Consider the following 25425-nt stretch of genomic DNA (forward strand, 5'->3'; position numbering starts at 1 on the left):
ATGAATCTTAAAGGAAGATCATTAAATAATCTGTTTGATTTAAATATTGATGAGTTTAATTATATTTTGAATTTAGCCCATCAGGTAAAGAAAGAAAAGAAAAGTAATATTTTTCCGAAAAGACTGCAAAATAAAAATATTGCTTTAATATTTGAAAAGCCAAGCACCAGAACCCGTTGTTCCTTTATTGTAGCTGCGCATGATGAGGGTGCGCATGCAGAATCACTATCTGGCAGAGATATCCATTTAGGTGAAAAAGAAAGTATTGAAGATACAGCTAGAGTTCTAGGAAGATTGTTTGATGGGATTATGTTCAGGGGATTTAAGCATAAAACTCTTGAAATGTTAATTAATTATGCAAATGTTCCAGTGTGGAATGCCTTAACAGATATTCATCACCCGACTCAAGCAATTGCAGATATTATGACATGCCAAGAATATTTAGGTAAATTAAATGGAAAAAAAATTGTTTATTTAGGAAATGGGAATAACAACGTAACTCATTCACTTTTAATTGCAAGCAGTATAATGGGAATGGAGATTGTTATTAGTTGTCCAGAAAGGTACTATCCAGATCAAAGCATAGTACAGCAATGCATTAAGCTTAGTAAAAACTCCAAAGCTAAGATTTCTATTTTAAATAATCCCATTGAAGCAGTAAAAAATGCTGATTGTATTTATACTGATGTTTGGATCTCAATGGGTGAAGAAAAAAACAGTAATAATGAAGAGAAATGCAAAGAACTTTTACCTTATCAAGTAAACAAAAAAATAATGTCAGCTACAAAAAACTCAGAATGTTTTGTCCTTCATTGTTTACCAGCATATAAAAACTTGGAAATAACTAGCGATATATTTGAAGAAAACAATAAATTTATTTTTGATTTAGCTGAAAATAGAATGCATAGCATTAAGGCTGTAATGCTTGCTACTTTAATCAATTAATTTTTTATTGGAACAAACCACCTATCATTTCTAAAGCCAGGAATAATAGTTCCTGGTTGATCATATGTAGAGTATGCAATGCTAAAAGCTCTACCATAGATTCTGTCTTGATCCATAAAGCCCCAAAATCTACCATCCGCAGAATTATCTCGATTGTCGCCGATAACAAGTAATTTCCCTTCTGGAACAACCCAAACTTGAGTTTCTGTATCTGTTAAACTATTCGATTTTCTTTTCAAAATATAATGCGGTTCTTTGCTAAAGCCTGATTCAAGAAATAAGTTATACTCATCACCAGTCTCCCCACCTCCAAGATTTTCCATAATGGCTCTATTCGTCTGAAATTCTTGCTTGGCAAGAACACCATTTATTGTTAATATTCCATTCGTAAAGGAAACTTTATCTCCAGGTATTCCAACAACTCTTTTAATTAAAGTCAAACTATTTTCTGATTCTGGTCCTTGAAAGACCACTATATCTCCTCTTTCTGGTTGAGACCAACTATAGATTCGGGTTTGCATAAATGGCAACATGATTCCATATGATAATTTATTTACTATGACATGATCCCCAATTTTCAAAGTTGGTAATAAAGAACCAGTTGGAATAACATACCAATTTAAGAAGGTAGATCGAAAAATGAAAATAACTGATATAATCGTTATAATTGATTGGAGTTCCTGAATTAGCTTACCTTTGTTCATATAATCTAAAACCTCATTTACAAGAGTCAAACAGGGTATATCATACACTGACACAATTGCGAGTATATGTAAAAGGAGTTGTATTTTGAAATTATTTAAGCATATAGCAAGCGGAGTTGATAAGTTCATACATGCTGGCAATTTAAAGTACGATTTAAACTCTATCCTTTCCAGTGCCAATCCAGACGTTTCATTAGAAGAGAGAATTCTTTGGATTCAAAAGCTAATGTATTGGATTCGTTCTACAGAAAAAATTCCACTCCAATTTGATTCTTCGATAGGCCAAATTCATACTGCAAGAGTTAGCTTTATTTTGCAATTACTTGATAGAAATATTGAATGGAAAATTGCCGTTTCTAAAATTTTCCGTTCCGTCATTCAAGAAACAAGTTCTTTACAACTTTTTTGTGATACAGGTCTTCCTAAAGAAGTCGGTTTTTTACAAGAAGCCACTGATAGATTTTTAAATAAATTAATTCCTACACCCCCAGATGACAAAGAACTTTCAGAACTTTTTTTAAAAATATTTCCCCGCACTGAAGATGCTATTTGGGTTAAAAACTTAACAAAAGAAACAATAGTAAAAATTATAGAACTATTTGAATTTCAATCAACTAATGAAAATTTATGGGAGAAAATTCATTTTGAAATTACTGAAGCGATATGTATAATTGTTAGCCAAATTCATGCAATAGGACTATCTGATGGGGTAAGAAAAAGAACCAACTTAACATCAGTAAAGGAATCTCCTTTTTTACTTTTAAACGAATCTATTGATGAATTTTTAAATTTTCAAACTTTGCAAAAAACTGAAGTAATTATTAACTCAATATTAAAATGTAATCATAATATAAAATTATGTAGATATGCAATTCAAGAAGTTTTTCAACACTTAGAAGATTATGGAATTAGCGTAACATTAGTTTATCAATTAGAAAAATTAACTTTCCACCTAGATAGATTAGAAGTTCTACTAATTTTCTTGTATTCAAGAGAAAGTATATATAATTCAAATATTATTCAAAATTTTATTTCTAAACTTATTAAAGAAAGTTTAGCAAAAAAAAGCTTAAAAGCATTGATTCAAACAAACTTAAATCAATTATCAAGAAAAATTGCAGAAAGAGCTGGGAAAACAGGTGAACATTATATAACCAGCAATAAAAAAGAATATTTTTACATGTTTAAATGTGCCGCAGGAGGTGGTATAGTTACTGCTTTTACAACATTTATTAAATTCTTTATCGTAACAACTAAATTACCTCACTTTTTTGAAGGATTTTTTGCTTCAATAAATTATGCAGCTAGTTTTGTATTTATTCAACTTTGCGGTTTTACACTAGCAACTAAACAACCTTCAATGACAGCAGCTGCGCTTGCAGGAAAATTACATGATATTAAAGAAAGTTCTTCCTTAAATAGTTTTGTAGATGAAATAACAAAATTAACTCGTTCACAATTTTCTGCTATTTTAGGAAATATTATTCTTGTTGTTCCAATTTCTTTATTAATTGATTTTCTTTACAAAAAAATAACTGGGCATAGCGCTATTACACCTGAAAAAGCTTATGCAACGATCCATTCCTTTAGTATTTTTGGACCCAGTATTTTTTATGCAATATTTACTGGTTTTTTATTATGGTTTTCTAGTTTAGCTGCGGGATGGATTGAAAATTGGGCTGTTTATAGAAGACTTCCAGAAGCAATTGCAAAAAACAAACGTCTTATTTTTTTACTAGGAAGTGAAAAAAGTGAAAAAATTTCTAAATTTTTTGCGAATAATATCTCTGGATTTGGGGGAAATATTTCTTTAGGTTTTATGTTAGGAATGACTCCTCAATTTGGTAATTTTTTTGGTATCCTTTTAGATATACGACATGTAACTTTAGCCTCAGGATCTTTCGCTTTTGCATTATCAGCATTGGACTTTACAAATGTAAATAAATATGAGTTTATAAATGCTTGTTTAGGAATTATAATGATTGGTATTTTAAATGTTTCAGTAAGTTTTTATTTAGCTCTTTCTGTCGCTATAAGAGCTAGAAAAGTTCAAAGTTTGGAAAGAAAACAAATAAGAGTTGCATTATTTAAAAGACTTATTTCTTCACCACTTGAATTTTTGTATCCTTATTCAAAAAAATAATTTTACGGAGTGATTTATGTCGAATCTTTTTGATCCAATTAAAATCGGTGATTTGAGCCTAAAAAATAGAATTATTTTAGCACCCCTGACAAGATGCAGAGCAAATTATGAAAGAGTACCTAATCAATTAATGGCAGAATACTATGCTAAGCGAAGCGAATTTGGTTTGCTGATTACAGAAGCTACTTCCGTTGAATTACAAGGAGTTGGTTACCCAAGAACCCCTGGAATTTGGAGTGATCAACAACTCCATGCTTGGAGCAAAATAACAGATGCTGTTCACAATAAAGGTGGTTTAATTTTCTTGCAACTTTGGCATGTAGGGAGAATATCAGATAGTATCTATACAAACTCTACACCAGTAGCACCAAGTGCTGTTAAACCAAATGCTAGAATATCTTTAATTCGCCCTGAAAAATATTTTGAAACTCCTAGAGAATTAAGACAAAACGAAATTAAAGATATCGTGATTTCCTTTCAAAAAGCTGCACAAAATGCTAAAAAAGCCGGCTTTGATGGAGTAGAAATTCATGGTGCAAATGGATATTTATTAGATCAATTTTTACAATCCTCAACAAATTTAAGAAATGATGAATATGGTGGATCTTTGACAAAAAGATTAAAATTCCCATTAGAAGTAACAGATGCTGTGATAGATGTTTGGGGCTCTGGCCGGGTTGGTTATCATATTGCACCGCGGTGTGATGCTCATGATATGAAAGATGAAAATCCTATTGAAACATTTAGTGCTTTAGTATCAGAACTCTCTAAAAGAAAAATTGCATTTATTTGTGCTAGAGAACATCAAGCTCAAGATAGTATAGGCGCAAAATTACGAAAATTATTTGATGGCGTTTATATAGCGAATGAAGGTTTTACAAAAGAATCCGCAGAAAAAATTATTTCGGATGGAAATGCAGATGCTGTTGCTTTTGGTAAACTTAGTATATCTAATCCTGATTTAGTCAAAAAGTTTGCAGAAAATATACCCTTAGAACAACCAAATCCTAAAACTTTTTATGGAGAAAATAAGTATCTATTTAATCAAGCAGAACCTATGCCATCACAAGGTTTTTACGAGAGCGATAAGTTAGGATACACTACATATTGAAAGTAAAATAAAATTATTTTTTACTAAATATATTTGCTATATCCAATCCTGAAGTTTCTACTTCCTTAACAAATTCATCATAATCCGTGCTATTTTTTTTGAGTGGAATGAGCTCTTGCATATTGTTAATGCTGTTGGGATAGCTCTTAATGCATTCAGCTATAGCAGGGACTAATTTTGCTTTTAAATCTTCACTTAATCCCTTTCTCGCATATACAGGTTCATTTGGTATTGGTTTAGATAACCATAAAACCTTTGTTTCTTTAGCTATATTTGGATAAATATTAATAACTTTATTTCGTGCATCATTTATTTTTTCAGATTTTCCATCCTTCTCTTTAGCAGAAATTGGTGGGGGGTTATAATATGCTGCAGCTGCATCTACCTGCCCTTGCATTAAAGCAATAATTGATGCATCCATACTTCCCGTCGGAACTTCTTGCGCAAATTTTTTATTATTTTTTTTCATTAAAATTTTTGGGTATATATAACTAGATGCAGAACTTGCATCAGAAAATGCAAATTTTTTACCTTCAAGATCTTTTATTTCATTTATACTTGAAGTAGATTTCACAAAAATTGCTGATTGATAAGTTGTTGTACCATAGCGAATAACTTGTAATAATGGTTCTGCACCAAATTTATTTTTAGCTATTAGAAAGCTGACAATATCCCCAAAAGCGAGATCAACTTTTTGCGCACCAATAGCTTCTACAACGGCAATATAACTATTTGGTACTTGAATATTAATAAAAATCTTTGATTTATCTTCAATACATTTTGCTACAGGTTTAGCACTATCAAGAGCTTTTGTAGCATGCCCTGAAGGAACTATAGCTATTTTTAAAGGGTTATTTCTAGAACCTAATTGATCTGCTGCAACAACACTATTAGAAATTAAAGCAGAAAAAAAAATGCTTGTAAATATTTTTAATTTCATCACAAATTCCTCAATTAAACAATTAATCACAAAACAAATATTATTTATTTCATTTTATTTGTCAAAATTAAAGAATACAAAATTAAAAAGCCTTAAAATGAATTTCTCATCTTAAGGCTTTTTAACTCCAATTAGACTTACCAAGCAGGAACCGCACCAGGGAATAATTCTTGTGTTTTCTTTAAAACTTCATTAGAATTCATAACAGCTTTTAATTTATCAAATACTTTTTTAGATTTATCAGATTCTTTCACAACTATAACATTAACATAAGGTTTTGCTGTTTTAGGATCTTCTTTTATTAAAGCATCTGCTGGAACAAAACCAGCATTTTTTACAAAATCATTATTTAAAACTGCTGCAGCAACATCTTGAACTGCACGCGCCGCCTGCGCAGCATCTACACTTTTAATAACAATATTTTTTGGGTTTTCACTGATGTCTTTAGGAGTAGGCAACTCGCCAACTCCATCCTTAATTTTAATAATTCCTGCAGTTTTTAAAAGATTTAATGCTCTTCCTTGATTGCTTGGATCATTTGGTATTATTACAACAGATTTGTCAGTTAGTTCATTTAAATTTTTAATTTTTCTTGAATATACTCCCATAGGATAAATAAAAGTGTTTCCTACAATGGCTAATTTATATCCTTTTCTTGCTTTAGCTTGTTCCAAAAAAGAAACTGTTTGAAAAATATTAGCATCTATTTCACCAGAATTTAAGGCCTCATTCGGAATTTGATAGTCAGCAAAGGTAATCGTTTTAATTTCAAGATCATATTTTTCTTTTGCCAATTTTTTAGCAACATCAAAAACTTGAATCATCGGCCCAGCAGTTATACCTACTTTTAAAATATCAGTTGCATGAACAGAAAAAGAAAAAATAATTGAAATAAATGACAAACCAATCAAATAAATTAATTTAGCAATTTTCATAAAAATTCCTTTCAAATTACTTAATGAGAAACTTTTTTTGTAATAAAGTCACCGGTGAATTGAATTACTAAAACGAGCGCAACTAAAGTAACTAATGCCTGCATCATAACAGGAGTATCAAACTGATAATAACCGTATTGAATAGCCATGTTACCTAATCCACTACCGCCAACAGCTCCTGCCATTGCGGAATATTCTGTTAGACTAACAAATAAAATTGTTGCAGCATTTGCTATTCCAGGAACAGCTTCTGGTAGCAAAACTTTAAAAATAATTTGCATAGGTGAAGAACCCATTGCCTGCGCTGCTTCAATAAGACCTTTATTTACGCTAGCTAATTTACCTTCAACAATTCTAGCAAAAAAGGGAATAGCCGCAACACTTAAAGGAACCATTGCTGCTGCTGTACCAATTGATGAACCTACAATAAATCTTGTAAAAGGAATAATAGCAACCATTAAAATAACAAATGGTACAGAACGTCCCACAGTAACAATACTACTTAATGTTTTATGAATGATTTTATTTTCATAAAACATTCCTTTTGCGGTAACAGTTAAGCCGACCGCTATTGGAAGACCTATTATAAAAGCACATACTCCAGCTACTAAAACCATATAAATGGTAGCTAATGTTGATTCAGTTAGAGTATTTAAAGTTTCCAGAAACATAACCTAAAACCTCAGTAGATATTTTTAACTCTTTTAAATAGTCAATTCCTAATTTAATTTTGTGCTGTTCACCTGTTATTTGGCACAACATGATTCCAAGTGGAGAATTATTTATTACATCGATATGAGCCTGTAAAATATTGACATTTAAATCAAATTTTTTAACTAAACCCGATATAATAGATTCGCTTGCACTATCTCCAACAAAGGTAAATTTTAAAATTGGTGAAGAAAATTTATCTGGTGCTACTGAAAGATTATCTTCAATATGTTGAGGCAAAGTAACATGAAAAGCAGATCTAACTAAAGCCTTTGTTGCTTCAGCTTGAGGATTGCTAAACATTTCAACCATAGAAGAATTTTCTACAATACTCCCATTTTCTATCACTGCTACACGATGACATATACTTTTTACAACTTCCATTTCATGAGTAATTAATAAAATTGTAACACCAAATTTTTCATTTATTGCTTTTAATAATGCTAAAATAGATTTTGTTGTTTCAGGATCAAGCGCGGAAGTAGCTTCATCACACAATAACACTTTAGGATTAGAAGCCAAAGCCCTAGCTATTGCAACTCTTTGTTTTTGTCCACCACTGAGTTGATGTGGATAATGATTTATTTTATCTAATAAACCAGTTACTTCTAAAAGATATTTAACTCTTATTTCAATTTCTTTTTTATTTTTTCCAGCAAATTCTAAAGGCAATGCAACATTTTTAAAAACATTAGCAGAAGATAGAAGATTGAAATGCTGAAATATCATTCCAATATTTCTTCTTTGATTGCGCAATTCAGATTCTTTTAAAGAAGTTAAATTAACACTATCAAGAAATACTTCGCCTGCAGTTGGCTTTTCTAATAAGTTAACAGTACGAAGTAAAGTACTTTTTCCAGCGCCGCTTTTCCCTATAATTCCAAATATTTCACCTTTAGCTACTTCTAAATCTATTCCTTTTAATGCATAGGAAATTCCATTTTTGGTATTAAAAGATTTTTTAATTCCTATTAATTTTATCATATATAAAGCCTAAAAAATAAATCTGATTTTGAATAAATTGAATTCTAAATTTATTACAAATTAATGACAACAGCAACAATAGCCAGAATAACACATTCGTAAAAATTTATATTGGAGAGGATATTTTATAAAAAGAAAAATGTTAAGAAATTTCATTTAATTATCTCGCTTTAGCTGAAAAAAAAGTGTAATGCCCGCAAGCTGTATATCAAATCGGCATCTGCCTACTTAAAACATAGAAAAGATTTCTAGTCAATGAGAAATTGGAAGGTAAAAATACTGACAAATAATCTAATTTATGATAGTAAAATTATACCCATTAATTAGGAGTTAATTGTGCAAGAAAACTCTACACTACCAATCACTAATCAAATTAAAAATCAAATTATAGGTCCTGTTTTTAAATTTGGCGGAACAAGCATGGGCTCGATTGAAAGAATTGAGCATGTTGCCGATCTTTGTTTAAAATTAAAACCTTCCGCAATTGTAGTTTCTGCTATGTCAGGCGAGACCAATAGACTCGTATCTTTAGCGAATAAAATATCTGAAAGAATAGACGTACCAGAATACGACATGCTTGTTGCAAGTGGAGAGCAAGTTTCTGTTTCTTTATTAAGTCTTGCCTTGCGGAAAAGAGGCATTGAACCCATGCCAATGCTAGCTCCCACAGCAGGAATATTAACCGATGCGCAATTTTCAAGAGCTAATATTTTGCAAGTTAAAGGTGAAGCCATCAAAATAGCTTTAGAAAAAGGGTTGCTGCCAGTAATTGCAGGATTCCAAGGCGTTACAGAAGACGGTCAATTAACTTCATTAGGCAGAGGAGGTTCTGATACTTCAGCAGTTGCTATTGCAGCAGGTATAGGAGCCAAAGAGTGTATCATTTATACTGATGTAGATGGGGTTTTTACAACCGATCCAAGAATTTGCAAAAAAGCTCGAATTATTCGCAAAATTAACTATGAAGAAATGCTTGAAATGGCAAGCCAAGGAAGCAAAGTATTGCACATAAGAAGTGTACAACTTGCTGCAAAATGGGGAATTCGTTTAGTAGTTAGAAATACTTTTTCAAGTGATGAAGGAACAGAAATGAGTACAATTGACGAACCAATTGAAGGAGAAATCGTATCAGGAATTGCAGCTTCACAGAATGAAGCTTGGATCCAGGCTACTTGCCCAAACTCTCCACAATTTAACTTATCTAATGTTTTTGATTTACTAGCTAAAAAAGGAATCAATGTTGATATTATCAATCAAGCAGAACACAATAATCATCTAAAAATTAGCTTCACAATTACACAAACAGACTCAAATCTAGCTATGGAATCATTGAAAAAAGAATTTCCCGCCATCACTCTTAATTTAAGAGAAGACGTAGCTAAGATTTCCATAGTTGGTGTTGGAATGCGAACACATGCTGGCGTTGCAGCTAGAATGTTTAAAACTCTCGCAAAAAGTGGAATAGATATTTTGCTAGTAACCACATCGGAAATAAAAGTTGGCTGCCTCATACTTCGGGAAAAAGTACCTCAAGCCGTTAATGCTTTGCATGAAGAGTTTATTCCAAGTCCTGAATAAAAAATAATCTATCCCTTTTAAAATAAGTTAAATTGATTAAAAATCATTCAGTTAGTTTGATAATTCATTCAGCACGTAAAATTTCGCCAGCTTTCAAACCTGTCAGCTTTTTTAGCCGATGAACAAACCACCAAATACCCAACATTGAAATAGCCATTTTAGGAATGGCCACTACAAAATGACCTTTCCAAGTCATCTCAGCTAATTCTTTGTTAAAAGCTTCTGTCTGCGCTGGGCTTACAATAATGTTGATGGCTAATATATAATTTAAAACACCTCCTAAAAAGAAAGCCCCACCAAAAACCATTGTAATTTGCCATATTAGAGCTTTAAAAGCCTTTTGTGCATTATTTGCTGCTAATTTTTCTTCTAATAATTCAGTTTTAAAAATATTTTCATTATAAATCAAATAATTAACAAATGGCTTACCTACCCACGCTGAAGCTATTGTAAATATTCCTAAAAAAGTAGGAATAGCCGCTTCTTGAATTGCAAACCAAAATCCATCTAATTTATAAAACGCAAATATTCCTTTAATTAAAATACTAACAATACCTAATATTGCTATGGGGCTAGCTTGTTTTCTCTTCATGAAATCATAAACGCCATAACCTAGTGGAAAGATAAGGGCAATAATTAGAGTTTTTAAAGGATCGAAAGTTGTATTGAGTTTATTTAAAATAAAAACAGGTATAACAACATAAAAAATAATTGAAACAAATAAATTTTCTTTTACTTTTGGCTGCGTTGTAGGCTGTTTGGCTATGTTATCAATTCTTTGTTTATTTTCCATAATAGCTTTCTTTAAATGAAGGATAAGCATCAAAAAGATGTAGTTTAGCATAAATTCACGAAAAGTAAATTTTTCAATAAAGTTCACTAAATATTAAAACGATATCTTAGTTCACTAGATTTTTTTAATTGAGGGTTGTTATGAAAGAATTTAATCTTGAAGTATTTAATAACAGCAATCAGACCCAAGTCTTGACATTTATTAACAATAAAACAAAAGAACTAGGTTTTGATATGGCTTCCCGACCTGAAACTGGGGCTTTACTAAGAGTTCTAGCTGCTTCAAAACCCAATGGTAAAATTCTCGAAATTGGTACAGGCACTGGGTACGGAACAGCTTGGCTGTTAGAAGGAATGGATGAAAATTCTCAACTAATTAGCATTGAAGCGAATATAAATGTACAAAATGTTGCAAATGAAATTCTAAAAAATGACAAAAGAGTTCAATTACTGAATGAAAATGGATCTGAATTTTTAAAAAAGCAGCAATTACATTCTTTTGATATTATTTTTGCAGATGCTTTTCCAGGCAAATATGAATTACTTAGTGAAACTTTAAATCTTTTAAAACCTGGTGGAATTTATATAGTTGATGACATGTTACCTCAACCAGATTGGCCTGCAGATCATTTTCCACTTGCTCAGTCAGTCATAGAAAATTTGAAAAAATTAACTAATGTAACATCAGTAGGATTACATTGGTCCAGTGGACTAATATTAATGGTTCCGAAATTTAAGTAAAGGTAGTTCATGAAAGAAGCTTATAATTTAATAAAAAAAATAGATGAAGAATATTGGAAAAAATTCAGAAATGATTTTATTCTTGATCCAAATTTTATTCATTTATCACTTGCAATCCAAGTTTCACACAGTATTCAATTAAATAAAGAAATTGATAAATATAGATCTATGATCGATAAAAATCCTGACTTAATGCGAAGAGAAAGACATTTTCATACTGGAGAAACAATTACTGCTGCAGCAAAATATTTGAATACAAGTAAAGATTTAATTGCTTTGACAGAAAGTTCGACAATGGCAATGGCCATTGTTTTAAATGGATTTATTTTTAAAAAAGATGATGAAATAATTACTACTGATAGTGAGCATTATTCGCTAGAAAAATTGTGTGAATATAACGCAGTAAGACAAAATTTAAGTATAAAAAAGTTTGAATTAAGTAAAGTAATAAAAGGAATTAAAAAAGAACAAATAATAAATGGAATTTTAGATAAAATTACAGATAAAACCAAATTAATTGCAATATCATGGGTTAATTCTAAATATGGATTAAAAATGCCAATAAAAGATATTGCAAAAAAATTAAAAAAAATAAATTTCTCTCGCTCTGAAAATGAAAAAATTCTTTTTTGTGTTGATGGTGTTCATGGATTTGGTGTCGAGGCGTTTCAATCAATCCACGAACTTGATGTAGATTATTTTGCTGCAGGTTGCCATAAATGGCTTTTTGGTCCAAGAGGTACCGCTATTCTTTGGGCAAGTGAAAAAGGGTGGAAAAGAATAGAACCTACTATTCCATCTTTTGAGAAAATAGCCTGGGATATTTTTTTATCATGGGAAAATAAAAAGTTTAAAGAAGAAGAATTACTGAAATCAAAATTTTGCACACCAGGAGGGTTTAAAAATTTTGAGTATATTTGGGCTTTGAAATATGCTTTTGAAAATCAAGAAAAAATTGGAAAAATTAATATTTATAAAAAAATAAAATATTTAGCAGATATTTGTAAAAAAGAGTTAATTAAAATTAAAAATTTAGAACTCATAACACCATTAAATAGTGAATTATCCTCTGGTTTTATTTGTTTTAATTTCACTGGGATTGAGCCATCTTCAATTGTGAAAAAAATGTACGATAAAAATATAATTATTGGTCAGTCACCTTATAAAGATACTTGTTTACGAATAACACCTAGTATTTTTAATACTGAAGAGGAAATTATTACAGCTTGTAATTTGCTAAGAATAATAATTAAAGAGATTAGAAATGAAAAAAGATAATTACTATGATATTGCAATTATAGGTGGAGGTGCTCAAGCAACTGCTTTTATTTCAGGAATTTATTCTAATTTTATTAAAAAAAATATCGAAAAAAAAATCAAAATTATAGTTATAGATAGAATAGAAAATTATGGTTGTGGAAAAGTTTACAATCAAGATTATCCATGGCTCTTAATGAATACTCCTAGTACTGATTTATCCATAAATATAAATGATTCTAATGACTTTAAAAAATGGTTGCAAGCTAATTCTAAAACTTTAGAGCTTTCAGAAAAAAATATTGAATATGTTCCACGCAAAATTTTTGGATTTTATTTAAAAGAAAAATTAGAATTCTTTATTGAAGAACTTAAAAAGAAAAATATTGAAATAATAAAAAAAGATTCCCTAGCAAAAAAAATTAATTTAGATAATTATGAAAATAAAGTTACAATAACATTATCAACAAATGAAAAAATTTATTGTAATTTCACAGTTTTAGCCAAAGGGCATGATGATTTAAATGATCCATATAAATTAAAAGGAAAAAAGAATTATATTCACAACCCTTTTCCAGCAATTAAACATCTTGCCAATTTTCCTAAAGATTGTTCAATCGGTATAATAGGGAGTAATTTAACCGCAATTGACATAGCTTTAACATTGGAAAAACTTGGACATAAAAATTTTTATATGTTTTCAAGAACAGGAAAACTTCCTGAAGTAAAGGGGAAATACTTAAAAAGCGAAGAACCAAAATATGCAAATTTAAAAAATATAATTAGATATAAAAATGAAAACCTTACACTAAAAGATCTCTTAAAATTTATAAGAAAAGAAATGTACGGACATAAATTAGACTGGAGGGAAACTCTATTTTCAAAAAGTAAAGCAAATGAGAAAGATTTATTTATTAAAAAAATAAAGTTAGCGAAAGAAGCTCCTACTCCATTTAATGTTATACTTGGGATGATACCTGAATTCGCTAAAACTTGGCGGTTTGTTAAAACTTCTGAGTTTAATAAGTTTATGAATCTCTATTATTCTAAAATTCATCAAAAACATGGTGCTATACCACTAATAAATGCTGAAAAAATTGAAACCATGCTATTAAATAATATACTTCATATAAGAGATAATATTCAACTTATTGAAAAGAAAGAAGATCACTTTTTAATTTATTCAAATAAAGAAGCTATCAAATGTGATTTTGTTATTAATGCCTCAGGCCCTTTAAGAAAAGTATGCCACGAGAATCAAGGACTATTGAAAGAATTATGTGCAAAAAATTATATAAACGAAATTGACATAGGGGGGATTATTACAAATCCAAAAAATGGTAAAATATTAAGTATAAATAAATTGTGTGAGCAAAAAATTTTAGCAATAGGACATAATGCTGAAGGAACGCATCCCTTTATAAATAATTTTGCTTGGATTCTAGAAACAACAAATGAAGTTAGTTTATCGCTGCTGAATGAGGTATTATATGGAAAAGTATAACTCCCAACTCCAGGGTACAATTTGTATTGTAGATGCATATTCAACAGGAAAGAAATTATTACATGAATTTAGTAAATATGGTAAAAAATGTATCCATATAAAAAGTACAGAAAAAGAAGAAGATGATCATAAAAGAACGGAATTTATTGCAGAGTTAACATACACAGGAAATTTATTCTCTTTAAAAGATGAACTAAAAAAATTTAATCCAGAATTTATTATTGCTGGTTCTGAAATGGGTGTAGAACTTGCTGATAAATTAAGTGAAGTATTTAATATTCAAAAATGTAACAACCCTCTTTCAACGGCATTAAGACGCAATAAATACTTTATGCATGAAAAATTAAAAGAAGCAAATTTAAAAGCAATAAAACAATTTAAATCAAAAAATGTTTTAGAAATTATGAATTGGGCAGAGGTAAATAAAAAATGGCCAGTTGTTGTAAAACCACTTAATAGCGCAGCAAGTGATGGTGTAACTATTTGTGGAAATACAAATGAAATTGAACAGGCATTCAGTAGAATTATGTATCAAGAAAATAAATTAGGTATAAAAAATGAAGAAGTATTAATTCAAGAATACGTTGAAGGTACGCAATATTTTGTAAATACTATCAGTTGGAATGGTAAACACTATATTTCAGATATTTGGAAACAAAATAGAAGAAGATTAAAGGATAGAGCATTTTTATTTGAATCCATGTCTTTATGTGACAGTGAAGGGGAATTAGAAAAAGAATTAATTGAATATACAAAAAAAATTCTTGATGCTTTAGAGCTTTCGCATGGCGCTGCTCATAACGAAATTATAATTACAAAAGATGGACCAGTTTTAATTGAATTAAATGCCAGACTAATGGGGGCATCAATTGAGGATGAGGCATTTAAACAAGCATTGGACATGACTCAAGCAGAAATTCTTGCTTTAGCATATTCAAATCATGATTTATTTTTACAAAATTATGCTGATAAAAAATATTTAAAAAAACAGCATTTGCATGAAGTTTCATTTATTTACGAAAAAAATGGGATACTTTTAGATTTTCCTAAAAAGTATAGTATTGAAAGAATGTTTTCCTTTTTTTGTTTTTCTGGATTAAATCAAATTGGTAATGCTGTAAAAAAGACTGAAGATACCTTAGGTCATCCTGGATATGTTTATTTAGTTCATCATGAAGAAGAAATTATTTCTAAAGATACGGAGCAAATTTTAAAATGGCAACGAAATAATGAATTATTTATTATTGAATAAATTATCTTAATTTAAGTTTCCATACATAAAATAAAACTCCATTATGTTGTTCGCCTAAAGAAGCAAGACGGTCTGAATTATATGCAAAAGACATCTTTTGATTTAGAACTACCACAAATATATTATTATTATAAAAGTATTCAGACATTTTCTTTGTATAGTAAGAGGTATCATTAATATTTTTTATTGAAAGTTCATATAATGAATCAAAAGAACTATCTTTAGGACCTTCATTTGCATAATATGCAGTCGTTTTAAAAAATGAGAAATTTTTATTAGGATCATTTGAAGAAAAACCAAATCCTGTCCACCAAAGAACATTGGTATCATTTTCTGAAAATTTAGGATAATTTAAATCTGTATCGTAAAATTTGACTTGAATTCCTACATCTTCAAGCTGCTTTTTTATCTCTTGAATATAAGGAAGCGAATTAATATTCTTAATGTTAGCCCAATATGTATGAACGTGAAATATTTTATTTTTCCAAAGTGAATGTGGTATAGAATTCAAAAGTTGCTTTGCTTTTTCAACATTTTGTTTATTTAATGGTTTTTGAATTCTATATTCTTTTAGTGCACTAAAAGCTGGGATCATTTGATCTTCAGGTATAATTTCTTTGTATAAAGAAGTGTTTGCTATTTTTTCACGGTCCAAAGCAAGAGAAATTGCTTCTCTAAATTTTTTATTTTTTCCTAATTCCGTTCTAAAATTAAAAAGGAATCCACCATTTGAGTAAATATTAGGGAAAATTATTTTTCTGTCAGTACCTGATTTTCCTCTGCCGCTATCTCCTAATAAAATCTTAATATCACCTTCGTCTTTACTACTAAATATAAATCTAATATATTTTGGTATATCTTCTTTACGATTAAATTTTTTTAAAATAAATTCATACTTTTCCCAATTTACATATTCAACTTTATATTTTCCAAAACCAACCGGATATTTTTTCCAATTTGTATAAGATTTATCTAATTCTTCTATAGGTACAATAGGTATTCTTCCTATAGAAACTTTATTCAAGAAAAATTTGTTTCTCCATTTTAATTTAAAAATAATATTGTAATTGTCAACGACTTCTATTCCTTTTACTAGACCAGTTGGATAGTTTATTGAATTAATCTCAGTAAATGGAAGATTATTGGTATTTTTTAGTTCTTCAATGCCTACAATATCATTTAAAAGGGATGTTACTACAGAATTTTTTTTATTTTGTAACAAAGCTCTTAATATTGAAAACTCAACATCATATGCTGTAACTTCTCTTTTGTTCTGAAACAAAACATTCTTCTTTAGAAAAGCTTGACATATATTATCTTCACAGTAGTAACGTTCAATTAGTGAGTTCTGTTTAATTTCATCTGTAGTACTTGCTTCATCCCTTGCAATCAAACAGCCATGAACAGAAGCTGTAAAAGTTTCAATAACATGTGATACCGCCCTTGATGTATCCCACGGAATTTGGGGTATTTCAGAAAGATTAATTGTTATTGTTTCTTCTGCAGGAAATAAAACCTGATAAGAAAATAATTGCTTTACTTTATTAAATATAAAAAAAACAAGAAAAGGGATCAATATTGCTAATGCAAATCTTTTTAAATCAATATTTTTAAATTTCATTGCAAAATTTTCCATATTCAAAATTCTTAATAAATCATTCAAATATTAATTAGTAAAAAAAAAGATCATTGTCTATGCGATAAATAAAATTTTTATCTCAAAACTCCACATTTATTAAATGTAATTTATGCAAAATATTTAAATTATTTCAGAATCAATCGAATATTATTACTATTTTTATAAAAAGTCAAATTATTTTATCTAAGTTTAAAATATTGCAAATTTGAATCATAATTTTTTATTTAAGATTTTATAAATCTTGTAAAGAATCTTCTTGGATGGAGTCTACTATGTAAAAAATAACTTTTTTCTTGCATAATTAATTCATGAGTTATGTAAGCTGACCAAATTCCTGCTGAGAACCCCGTAGCAAGCCAGCCTGTGCTTCCAAGAATTTTTCCTAGTTTACCAAATTCGCCCAATAACGGTAATTCATCACAAGGATAGCAATCAATTATAATCTTTTTTGCAATTAATTTTTTTCTTAAATCTACTCCATTTTCTAAAAAAGGTAAATTAAAATGCATTGTTAAAAATGGTAAAATTACATTAGAATGATAATTTATTATCTTTTCCCAATTCTCGGCAGTTATTTTTTTCTCATCTAATGATATACCCGCACCTGCAGACGGCAGTAAAAATCTCGGACCAGTCAACTTTAAATAAATATTTTGGTCACTTTGAAAAATAGTTCCAGCTAAATGACCATTTGCAGCACGAAAAGAAATTGGATTAGAAAATATTTTTTCTTCAAAATTAAAGCAATATTCTACCAAGCAATCACTCATTGGAACTAAAATTTCTTTGTATTTTTCTAAAAGGCTAGAAATTTTTAATGAATTAGCAAGAATAATAATTTCTGCATTTAATTTTACTTTATTTGCTAAAGTTATTGAACACCCTTCGTTATTCTCAGAAATAGAAGAAACCTTATTTTTTATAAATTTTACTTTTTTGTCTAAAAGATAGTTAATCAAAGATTTTTGAAATTTATTTCCGTCAAGACATTGTAAACTGTTAAATTGTTCTTTAAAAATATTGGGCTCATTTGTTGGATCTAAATTAAAACCTAACTTAACAGCTTCTTCTAATTCTTGAAATTCAAAATTTTGCATTCCAAAACGATAACATGGAATTTGAAGCCAATTTTGATTTTCATCTAAAGTATTTAAAATATTTTGAAAAAAAATATTGGATCCATTAACACAAAATTGTTGTAAATATTTTGCAACCTCATTTCCATGCGCAACATTTGCACGAGTTGGTGGATCATTTAATGAGGGCCAACAAATTTGGAGAGTATCAATAAAAGTATCTAAAGGAACAGTATTTTCTGGATGAATAATTGCAATATTAAAATTCTGTTGACTTAAAAAAAAAGCTGAAAAACAAGCATAAGGACCTGCACCAACAATGACTACGTCATATGACTGAATTTCCATTTTCTTCTCAATATAAGTATGGAGACTTAGTTTTTCTTTTGATACACCAAAGAACACCAATCTCCAAGAATGTAATCATTTAAAAAATTCGTCTGAAATTGTTTCATAAAATTTTTAAAATCATTCATTTCAGAAACTAATATTCCAGAAAGTATGATTATAGCATTTCTATTTGCGTGATCGCAAATAGCTTGCATTATTGTTTGTAATGGCTTACTTTCAATATTGGCTAATACCATCTGAAAATCATTTTTTTCAATTTTTACTAAATGATCAATAATAAATTCTATTTCAGTAACATGATTTACTTTTGCATTCTCAGTTGCAATTTTTAAACAATCAGGATCTAAATCTGTCCCTAACACATATTCAGCTCCTAGCATTTTTGCAGCTATCGCAAGAATTCCACTCCCAGTGCCGACATCAAGAACAGATTTTGGTATTGGATAATTCAACATAGCCGTCATGCATAGTTTCGTTGTCTCATGTTGCCCTGTTCCAAATGCCATACCAGGATCGATAATAATTTTATGCTGTTGGGTAAATTGTTCTACTTTTTCCCAGGGTGGTAAAATCGCTATTTTATCTGCTAGAAGAATGGGTTTAAATGAAGCTTTCCAGCTCTCTCTCCAATTTTGATCTGAGATAGGTTTTATTTGAAAGGTATTAGAGTCAAAGGGAAAATGAATTGACTGGAAAACATACTCAAGAGAGTTTTGAATTGACTGTAAGTATTCAAAATCCTCACTATAGATTAAGGCTGGCGTTCTTTCAGCCAATTCTGAATAAAAATCTGGCCTAGGAAAGTTTGGATTATATTCTGCTGGTATATCACAGTCTATTGAACCTATTACAAAATTTTCAATTCCTAACTGTTGTAGTATAGAGGCAAGTAAATCCTTGTGTTCTTCAGCTATAAATATAGCTAATTCATAACATACAGCATTAGAAATATTCATTTAACCCATTCCTTTCGAAATTTAATAGTTTTAAATCTTAAATAAAAACCAACTATGTCCTGAATTCATTTTGTGGTATAGAATCATAAGTTGGTAGTTTAAGAATCTATTTCAACAAACCCAGCCATACCTTTTTTTTTTGGAGAAAAAAAGTGTTTTTAGTTAAGAATAAGATTAATAAATTTTCAAAAAAACATATAAAACCTCTTAGAATTGTTATTGGAGGGGGTAGTTTAGGACTTTTTTTTTCCCATAGAATATCTATTGAATATCCAAATTCAGATCTCTTTATAATCTCTAAATCAATTCCAGATAAAACTATTCTTATTGAAGATTCTAATAAATGTAAGTCTCAATTTAACTTTAAAAACTTCATAGATTCAAATAAAATAAATAAAATTCAAAAAAAATTTAACCACAAGCTAATAATTTTTTATATCTGTTTACCTCCAGAAGAAGTTAACGCTTCAATTGATTATATAAAACAAATAAATAAATACAATCAGTTTTCAGCAAAAAATGTAATCGTATTTTTTAACAATGGAGTAATTAATTATCATTTATTTTCCAGTAGTTTTTCTAAAAATGAATATTTTATTATTAGAAGTATTGTTATTTCAGGATTTATGAGAATAGAAAATGAAAATAATATTCTTGTTAAAAACACATCTGGGAGAATTTTTTATTACGGATATTACGGAAAAAAAAATAATTTATTAAAAAATATTTTACCAAAAAAATATTTTGAATTTAAATATTCTAAAAGTATTTTTAAATTGGAAAAAGCAAAATTTCTGACTAATTTGTTACTTGGCTTATTTATCAATAAAAGGTTATTAACAAATAAAGAAATTTTTCCTTTAGTAAAACCTGCTACTTTAGATGAAATTTTTTATAATTATAGCATTTTATTTAAAGATAAAAAAATAACTCCACATTTTCTAAAATATTATTTCAACCAAGCTATTAAACAAACAGAAAGCAACATAAATAGCATTTCATATGCTTGGTATCATGGCAATACAAAACCAATTGAATATTTTCTTGCAAAATTACAGGAACTATCTTATTTATCTAATAACTCTAAGGCGAAAAATTTTTTTGAAAAATTGATCTCCCTTAAAAATTCATCTAACTAATTTTAGTTTTGGAAGTAAATTGTATGACTACACTAGAACGATTTAACTTTTTAGCAAGAAAAAATGCTCCTGCAACAAAGGTTTTTATTTTTTTGAATATCAGTATATATATTTTTACTTGCTCACAAAATCCGTTTAATATAGAAAAAATTATTCAAGGACCTGGTTTAATTTCCCTAATAACATTTGGAGCTAAAGAAAATGGTCTTATTGCTCTGGGCGAAATTCACCGTTTTTTTTTCCAATTTTTCTCCATGCAAATTTAATTCACCTTGCTGTAAATATGTTTGGATTTTGGTCCGTTGGTAGAATTTTTGAATATATAGCTGGCTCTAAAAATTTAATTATTTTATATTTTATTGCAGGAATTACCGGAAATATATGCAGTTTTGCTTTTATACCAAGTACATCAGTTGGAGCTTCAAGTAGTTTATTTGGTATACTATTTTGCCTTTACGTTATTCAAAAATACGAAGAAAAAATTTCTGCTCAATTAAAACACCAAAGAACAGGAATGCAACTTGGAAACATTATTCTCATAAATATCATTTTAAATATAGGATTTGGAATTTTTTCTACTATTTTTGATTGGGCTGCACACTTAGGAGGGTCAATTGCAGGAATATTATTTGGCTTTGCTTTAACAACTAAGCACAATTGGAATTTAAAAATTATTCTATCAGAAAAAAACAATTCTATTGTAAAAAAGAAATTTTTTGATAACTATTATATCTACTTTATAGCAATTTTTGTAGTTGATATTTTATTTTTATTATCATTTTTTAATATAAAAAATTACCAAATAGTGTATGGTGAAGCTCTAAAAAAAGCTGCAAAAAATAATACTACTTATCTAAGGTATAGTGATTTATCTCAATATGAGTTTATTTTAGCAATTCAAAATAAAGAAACAAATCCACAAAATATTCTCCAAGATGCCTTATTTCTTCATGACAAGAATATCTTTTTTTCTGCGATTAAAATTTATGAAGTTTTATTACTTATGATTGAAAATAATTTTTATTCACCAAAGTTCAGTAACCCAGAAAATAAAAGATTAATTACAGAATCATTAAATTTAGCAAAATCAAAAAAACCTCTGCCAAAGGAATTAGTTGAAAAAATTAGTAATATTTCCAAAATTACCTCTGATATATGCTCTAAACCAGCTGCTCTTTTTATGACTTTGGGTTACTTTGATATTTCAGGATCACTATATGAATGTGCTCTTGGTTTAGATTTATCTGAGAATACTTTTGCCGTAAAATCAGTTGAATCTTTTTACTTAGCAAACGATAAAAATAAAATAAATGAAATACTTTCTTTAGTTGTTCATATAGAAGATGAAGCAAAAAAGCAGAAGTAAAATTTTACTTCTGCTTAGTCAATTGTAAAAACACTAAATTTGATTACATTATCAGGAAATGTTTATTCTTCCGCGTATAAGTTTTGTGAAAATTTAGTTGCCTTATGGTTTTGCTTTTTTTCATGACTTTTTTTCATTTGCTCTACTGCTTTCTTTGCACATTGATGAATACTATTGTACATGTCAGAAGATTTTACTGTTACATTACCATTAAAACTGCCATCTGACCAAATTAAATGGGAAATTTGTTCTTCTCTTTGGATTGATAAAGTCCATTTAGTAGTAATATTATTTAAAGCAATAGGATGCAATTTATCTTTTGTTTCCACTTCACAAGCATCTTTTAATGCATTAGTTAATTCAAAACCATCTGCTGCAACTTGAATTGACATAGGTACTCCTTTATTCAACGAAGTCTACAGGACATTAACATAAATTGTATTTTAATGCTACTATTTTTAAGTAAAATGGGTGGGTATTTTTTGAGCAATTAATAAAGGAATTTGGCAAGCTTCCTCAATCGCAGCAGTTTTACTACCTAAAAAAAATCTTTTCAATGCACTACCAGCACTTGCTCCTATGATTAGCAAATTTCGATCAGAATTTTTACTAATATAATTCAATATTTCATCGCCAACCCGACCAAAATCCATATAAGTTGTTACATTACTATTTTTAATTTCACTTTTTACTCTTTCATAAACTTGATTTAACTGAATTTGTTTTTGATTTTTTATTTCTTCAATAGTTTCCTTTTGTACTTGAGAAGGGACATAATCAATTGGAAAAATATGTGAAACATTTAAATCAAAATGTAGGTTTAATGTGTCAATAATATGCAGAATTGTTAAATCTGTTTTAAGTTTATCTGTTATTTCAGTAGCATATTTTTCTGCTAAGAAACTATCTTCTGTTAGTGAACTTGCAAACGTTATTATTTTAGGTGTCCAATTTATCCAATTCTCGCCTTCAGGTACAAGCAAAGTCGAGACATGACATTCATCACAAATTTCAATGGCAGGAGCCCCAAATAATATTCTTTCCCAAAAATTGTACTGCTGCTTAACAACAATCACCAAATCGTAATTATAGTGTTTTTCCTCTACAGCATCTATTGTTGCTGTTACCTCATTATCTAGTTTAATTTCAAAAAGAATATTATCTGGTATTGCTAGATTAAATATTTTTCCTAACCCCTTAAAATGATCTATAGTTTCTAATTTTTTTTGTTCTATAAATCTTATATAATCTTCCGTATGTGGGTACTCTGGTTGTGGTTGAATTACATTTTCATCAAAGTAATTATTTGGAACATGTGCATAATATTCACCGCAGCTTAGAACAGTTAATTCTGCTTGAAAAACATTAGCAAATCTTAAAGCTATAACTTCAGCATTTTTTGCGACATCAGATAAATCAGTGACGCATAATATTTTTTTAATCATTTGCATGAAATAATCCCCTTTGATATTTCATTTTCCTTAGAATTTTAATTTATTTGCTTCTTTAACTCTACCACTCGCTAGCAATATTTTCATAAGCATGTTTTTAGCACCAATATCATTTTTATTCTGGGAAAGTAGAAATTTAATTGCCAGTTCAGAAAATTTATATTCTTTTAGTTCAAAATAAATATTGGCTAATAACATAATATTTTCTTTAGTCCTCGCTACTCTAGCAAAAGCAGGCAAAGCTATCGCCAAAGCTTTTTCAGCTTCTTTATTGTTTAGCAATGATTCAATAGCGGCAGCGAGAATACCTGCTTCTTGGTATTGGTAGCTTTTTAAGTAGGCGTTTCTGATTCTCTGCTCTAGGAAAGATTCATTCAAGGGTTTAGGGACATAGTCTGCATATTTTGCTTCTTTAAGAAGTTTTAAGTCAAGATTATCATTAACTTCGCAAACTGCTAAACAAGGCGGTGGGATCTTGAATCTATATCCTGCATTAATAAACCGAGATGGGAAAAAGTGATAATGCTCAAATATAGTGACATCCTCAACAACGAAATGCATTAATTCTCTTTTTTTATATATGATATCAATAGCTTCCGCAACATTTCGAACCTTTGTTATTTCTCGAGCTCCACATCTTTTTAATGCGCCTTCCATCATTTGTGCCATATTTTCTTCGGTAGTTATATATAAAGCGCGCTTAAGAAAATCAGTCTGCACATTAAACCCCTTATATTTATGCGATTATACCAAAAAGGAGAATTTCTTCTAGTTTTAAAATAAAGACACGTTTTTAGGGCATATCCTTATATTTTCTTGACAATTCTCGTAGAAGGTTCTATCAGAGGCAATTACGTCGGAGTTGAACAAAGTTTCACACGATTCTTCACTCGCAACGCACCCTGTGCTTGGTTGGGTTTAAAGCAATTATGCCATAAACATCACACCCTAGCAGCAAGTGCCTCAATACATGGCAAAAGTCATTAAAGGAGTAAATCATGGCTCTTAAATTCAGATTACAAAGACTAGGCAATAAAGGCCGTCCTTTTTACCACGTGGTAGTAACAGACTCTCGTAATGCTCGTAACGGCCGTTTTATTGAGCGAGTAGGCTACTACAACCCTATGCCAGCACAATCTGAAGTAGAACTTAAAACTGACAGATTAGTTCATTGGTATGGTGTAGGTTGCCGTCCAACTGATAGCGTAGCAAATCTTCTTAAAATCAAAAAAGTAGATCTTGCAGCTCTCACTAAAAGATAATTGTTTAAGCCTCTAGGTACCCAATGCGCCTAGTGTGCGTTTCCGGTGTTATTTTGGTTCAGCCAAGTATGTGTAATAACACCTTTTTTTTGCAGCACATACTTATTTCTTTTGGAGTCCATCATGGCAAATCACGTTTCTTCCGAAAAACGCGCTCGTCAAACTGAAGTTCGTCGTTTACGCAACCGTGCTAATATGAGCACTATGAAAACTGCAGTAAAAAAAGTTATTGAAGCTGTCCAAGCAAAAGACTTTTCTCAAATTGATGCTTTATTACGCAATGCTCAATCCGCAATTGCGAAAACTCGTCAAAAAGGTACTATTCATAAGAATAATATGGCTCGTCGTATCAGCCGCCTAAATTCTTTTGTAAATAAAGCTAAAAATGCTAAGTAATTTTTTAGCACAAAAAAAGGCTAGCTTTCCATAAAGCTAGCCTTTTTTTATTTTCAATTTTATAATTGTATTGCACAAAATTCTTTTTTAGACTTTAATCTAAGTTTATTCCAAAGTAACAATGATAATTTAAAATATCTTTATTTAAATGTATTTTGTAAAAATTAATTTTTTGTTATTATTAAAGCTAGT

At 29.4% G+C, this 25425-nt stretch carries 25 protein-coding genes; 13 read left to right on the top strand and 12 right to left on the bottom strand.

Annotation, left to right across the window (positions count from 1 at the left end):
* The gene (gene argF, locus QEJ31_RS04580; RefSeq protein WP_280592599.1) at nucleotides 1-945 is read left to right on the top strand and encodes an ornithine carbamoyltransferase; all 945 of its coding nucleotides are present in this window, start codon (nucleotides 1-3) and stop codon (nucleotides 943-945) included.
* Here the strand turns inward: argF and lepB are convergent.
* Nucleotides 942-1649: a signal peptidase I gene (lepB, locus tag QEJ31_RS04585; RefSeq protein ID WP_280592600.1), complete on the bottom strand. Its 708-nt coding sequence runs from the start codon at nucleotides 1647-1649 to the stop codon at nucleotides 942-944. The genes argF and lepB overlap by 4 nt on opposite strands.
* An 85-nt stretch (nucleotides 1650-1734) precedes the next feature.
* On the opposite strand from lepB, the gene QEJ31_RS04590 reads away from it, so the two are divergent.
* Both QEJ31_RS04590 and QEJ31_RS04595 read left to right on the top strand, forming a co-directional pair.
* Nucleotides 1735-3792 (top strand): site-specific recombinase, encoded by a 2058-nt coding sequence (locus QEJ31_RS04590; protein WP_280592601.1) that lies wholly within the window; start codon nucleotides 1735-1737, stop codon nucleotides 3790-3792.
* Nucleotides 3793-3808: 16 nt separating this feature from the next.
* Nucleotides 3809-4903 (top strand): alkene reductase, encoded by a 1095-nt coding sequence (locus tag QEJ31_RS04595; RefSeq protein WP_280592602.1) that lies wholly within the window; start codon nucleotides 3809-3811, stop codon nucleotides 4901-4903.
* Between the two features lie 13 nt (nucleotides 4904-4916).
* Here the strand turns inward: QEJ31_RS04595 and phnD are convergent, their stop codons facing one another.
* From phnD to QEJ31_RS04615, 4 genes are all read right to left on the bottom strand, one after another.
* Entirely contained in the window at nucleotides 4917-5843 is a 927-nt protein-coding gene (phnD, locus tag QEJ31_RS04600) for a phosphate/phosphite/phosphonate ABC transporter substrate-binding protein (protein ID WP_280592603.1), read from the bottom strand.
* Nucleotides 5844-5980: 137 nt separating this feature from the next.
* The gene (locus QEJ31_RS04605) at nucleotides 5981-6778 is read right to left on the bottom strand and encodes a MetQ/NlpA family ABC transporter substrate-binding protein (RefSeq protein ID WP_280592604.1); all 798 of its coding nucleotides are present in this window, start codon (nucleotides 6776-6778) and stop codon (nucleotides 5981-5983) included.
* A 20-nt stretch (nucleotides 6779-6798) separates the two neighbouring features.
* Nucleotides 6799-7449, bottom strand: a complete 651-nt coding sequence (locus tag QEJ31_RS04610; protein ID WP_280592605.1) for a methionine ABC transporter permease — start codon at nucleotides 7447-7449, stop codon at nucleotides 6799-6801.
* On the bottom strand, nucleotides 7418-8473 hold the full coding sequence (locus QEJ31_RS04615) for a methionine ABC transporter ATP-binding protein (protein ID WP_280592606.1): 1056 nt from the start codon (nucleotides 8471-8473) through the stop codon (nucleotides 7418-7420). The genes QEJ31_RS04610 and QEJ31_RS04615 overlap by 32 nt, the downstream gene beginning before the upstream one ends.
* Before the next feature lie 336 nt (nucleotides 8474-8809).
* On the opposite strand from QEJ31_RS04615, the gene QEJ31_RS04620 reads away from it, so the two are divergent.
* Nucleotides 8810-10051 carry an aspartate kinase gene (locus tag QEJ31_RS04620; protein WP_280592607.1) on the top strand — a complete coding sequence of 414 codons (1242 nt, stop codon included), beginning with the start codon at nucleotides 8810-8812 and terminating at the stop codon, nucleotides 10049-10051.
* Between the two features lie 64 nt (nucleotides 10052-10115).
* Here QEJ31_RS04620 and QEJ31_RS04625 read toward each other — a convergent pair whose 3' ends face one another.
* The gene (locus QEJ31_RS04625; RefSeq protein WP_280592608.1) at nucleotides 10116-10844 is read right to left on the bottom strand and encodes a VC0807 family protein; all 729 of its coding nucleotides are present in this window, start codon (nucleotides 10842-10844) and stop codon (nucleotides 10116-10118) included.
* 140 nt (nucleotides 10845-10984) lie between these two features.
* On the opposite strand from QEJ31_RS04625, the gene QEJ31_RS04630 reads away from it, so the two are divergent.
* The 4 genes from QEJ31_RS04630 to QEJ31_RS04645 are packed head-to-tail and all read left to right on the top strand — an operon-like array spanning nucleotide 10985 to nucleotide 15597.
* On the top strand, nucleotides 10985-11584 hold the full coding sequence (locus QEJ31_RS04630; RefSeq protein WP_280592609.1) for a class I SAM-dependent methyltransferase: 600 nt from the start codon (nucleotides 10985-10987) through the stop codon (nucleotides 11582-11584).
* 9 nt (nucleotides 11585-11593) lie between these two features.
* Nucleotides 11594-12862 carry an aminotransferase class V-fold PLP-dependent enzyme gene (locus QEJ31_RS04635; RefSeq protein WP_280592610.1) on the top strand — a complete coding sequence of 423 codons (1269 nt, stop codon included), beginning with the start codon at nucleotides 11594-11596 and terminating at the stop codon, nucleotides 12860-12862.
* Complete coding sequence (locus QEJ31_RS04640; protein ID WP_280592611.1) at nucleotides 12849-14345, top strand: FAD/NAD(P)-binding protein; 1497 nt, start codon at nucleotides 12849-12851, stop codon at nucleotides 14343-14345. Before QEJ31_RS04635 ends, QEJ31_RS04640 begins: the two co-directional genes overlap by 14 nt.
* Entirely contained in the window at nucleotides 14332-15597 is a 1266-nt protein-coding gene (locus tag QEJ31_RS04645; RefSeq protein ID WP_280592612.1) for an ATP-grasp domain-containing protein, read from the top strand. Before QEJ31_RS04640 ends, QEJ31_RS04645 begins: the two co-directional genes overlap by 14 nt.
* Nucleotide 15598: 1 nt before the next feature.
* On the opposite strand, the gene QEJ31_RS04650 is transcribed toward QEJ31_RS04645, so the two are convergent.
* From QEJ31_RS04650 to QEJ31_RS04660, 3 genes are all read right to left on the bottom strand, one after another.
* Nucleotides 15599-17218: an ABC transporter substrate-binding protein gene (locus QEJ31_RS04650; protein ID WP_280592613.1), complete on the bottom strand. Its 1620-nt coding sequence runs from the start codon at nucleotides 17216-17218 to the stop codon at nucleotides 15599-15601.
* Nucleotides 17219-17460: 242 nt separating this feature from the next.
* Nucleotides 17461-18660 (bottom strand): FAD-dependent oxidoreductase, encoded by a 1200-nt coding sequence (locus tag QEJ31_RS04655; RefSeq protein ID WP_280592614.1) that lies wholly within the window; start codon nucleotides 18658-18660, stop codon nucleotides 17461-17463.
* 26 nt (nucleotides 18661-18686) lie between these two features.
* Nucleotides 18687-19619: a 50S ribosomal protein L11 methyltransferase gene (locus QEJ31_RS04660; RefSeq protein ID WP_280592615.1), complete on the bottom strand. Its 933-nt coding sequence runs from the start codon at nucleotides 19617-19619 to the stop codon at nucleotides 18687-18689.
* A 152-nt stretch (nucleotides 19620-19771) separates the two neighbouring features.
* Between QEJ31_RS04660 and QEJ31_RS04665 the strand changes: the two genes are divergently transcribed.
* From QEJ31_RS04665 to QEJ31_RS04675, 3 genes are read left to right on the top strand one after another with little or no spacing between them, the layout of a single operon-like run.
* Complete coding sequence (locus QEJ31_RS04665) at nucleotides 19772-20758, top strand: hypothetical protein (RefSeq protein WP_280592616.1); 987 nt, start codon at nucleotides 19772-19774, stop codon at nucleotides 20756-20758.
* Between the two features lie 23 nt (nucleotides 20759-20781).
* A complete protein-coding gene (locus QEJ31_RS04670; protein WP_280592617.1) occupies nucleotides 20782-21024 on the top strand; it encodes a hypothetical protein in 243 nt (80 codons plus the stop codon).
* Between the two features lie 17 nt (nucleotides 21025-21041).
* Nucleotides 21042-22124 carry a rhomboid family intramembrane serine protease gene (locus tag QEJ31_RS04675; RefSeq protein ID WP_280592618.1) on the top strand — a complete coding sequence of 361 codons (1083 nt, stop codon included), beginning with the start codon at nucleotides 21042-21044 and terminating at the stop codon, nucleotides 22122-22124.
* Between the two features lie 62 nt (nucleotides 22125-22186).
* On the opposite strand, the gene QEJ31_RS04680 is transcribed toward QEJ31_RS04675, so the two are convergent.
* The 3 genes from QEJ31_RS04680 to QEJ31_RS04690 all read right to left on the bottom strand — a co-directional run bounded on the left by QEJ31_RS04680 (nucleotide 22187) and on the right by QEJ31_RS04690 (nucleotide 24295).
* Complete coding sequence (locus tag QEJ31_RS04680) at nucleotides 22187-22516, bottom strand: HPF/RaiA family ribosome-associated protein (protein ID WP_280592619.1); 330 nt, start codon at nucleotides 22514-22516, stop codon at nucleotides 22187-22189.
* Nucleotides 22517-22582: 66 nt separating this feature from the next.
* Complete coding sequence (locus tag QEJ31_RS04685; RefSeq protein ID WP_280592620.1) at nucleotides 22583-23575, bottom strand: universal stress protein; 993 nt, start codon at nucleotides 23573-23575, stop codon at nucleotides 22583-22585.
* Between the two features lie 30 nt (nucleotides 23576-23605).
* Entirely contained in the window at nucleotides 23606-24295 is a 690-nt protein-coding gene (locus tag QEJ31_RS04690; protein WP_280592621.1) for a hypothetical protein, read from the bottom strand.
* A 278-nt stretch (nucleotides 24296-24573) separates the two neighbouring features.
* On the opposite strand from QEJ31_RS04690, the gene rpsP reads away from it, so the two are divergent.
* Nucleotides 24574-24837 carry a 30S ribosomal protein S16 gene (gene rpsP / locus QEJ31_RS04695; protein ID WP_280592622.1) on the top strand — a complete coding sequence of 88 codons (264 nt, stop codon included), beginning with the start codon at nucleotides 24574-24576 and terminating at the stop codon, nucleotides 24835-24837.
* A 123-nt stretch (nucleotides 24838-24960) separates the two neighbouring features.
* Nucleotides 24961-25233: a 30S ribosomal protein S20 gene (rpsT, locus tag QEJ31_RS04700; RefSeq protein WP_280592623.1), complete on the top strand. Its 273-nt coding sequence runs from the start codon at nucleotides 24961-24963 to the stop codon at nucleotides 25231-25233.
* The last annotated feature ends 192 nt before the right edge of the window (nucleotides 25234-25425 follow it).

This window comes from Pigmentibacter sp. JX0631 (genome assembly GCF_029873255.1).
GTDB lineage: Bacteria > Bdellovibrionota_B > Oligoflexia > Silvanigrellales > Silvanigrellaceae > Silvanigrella.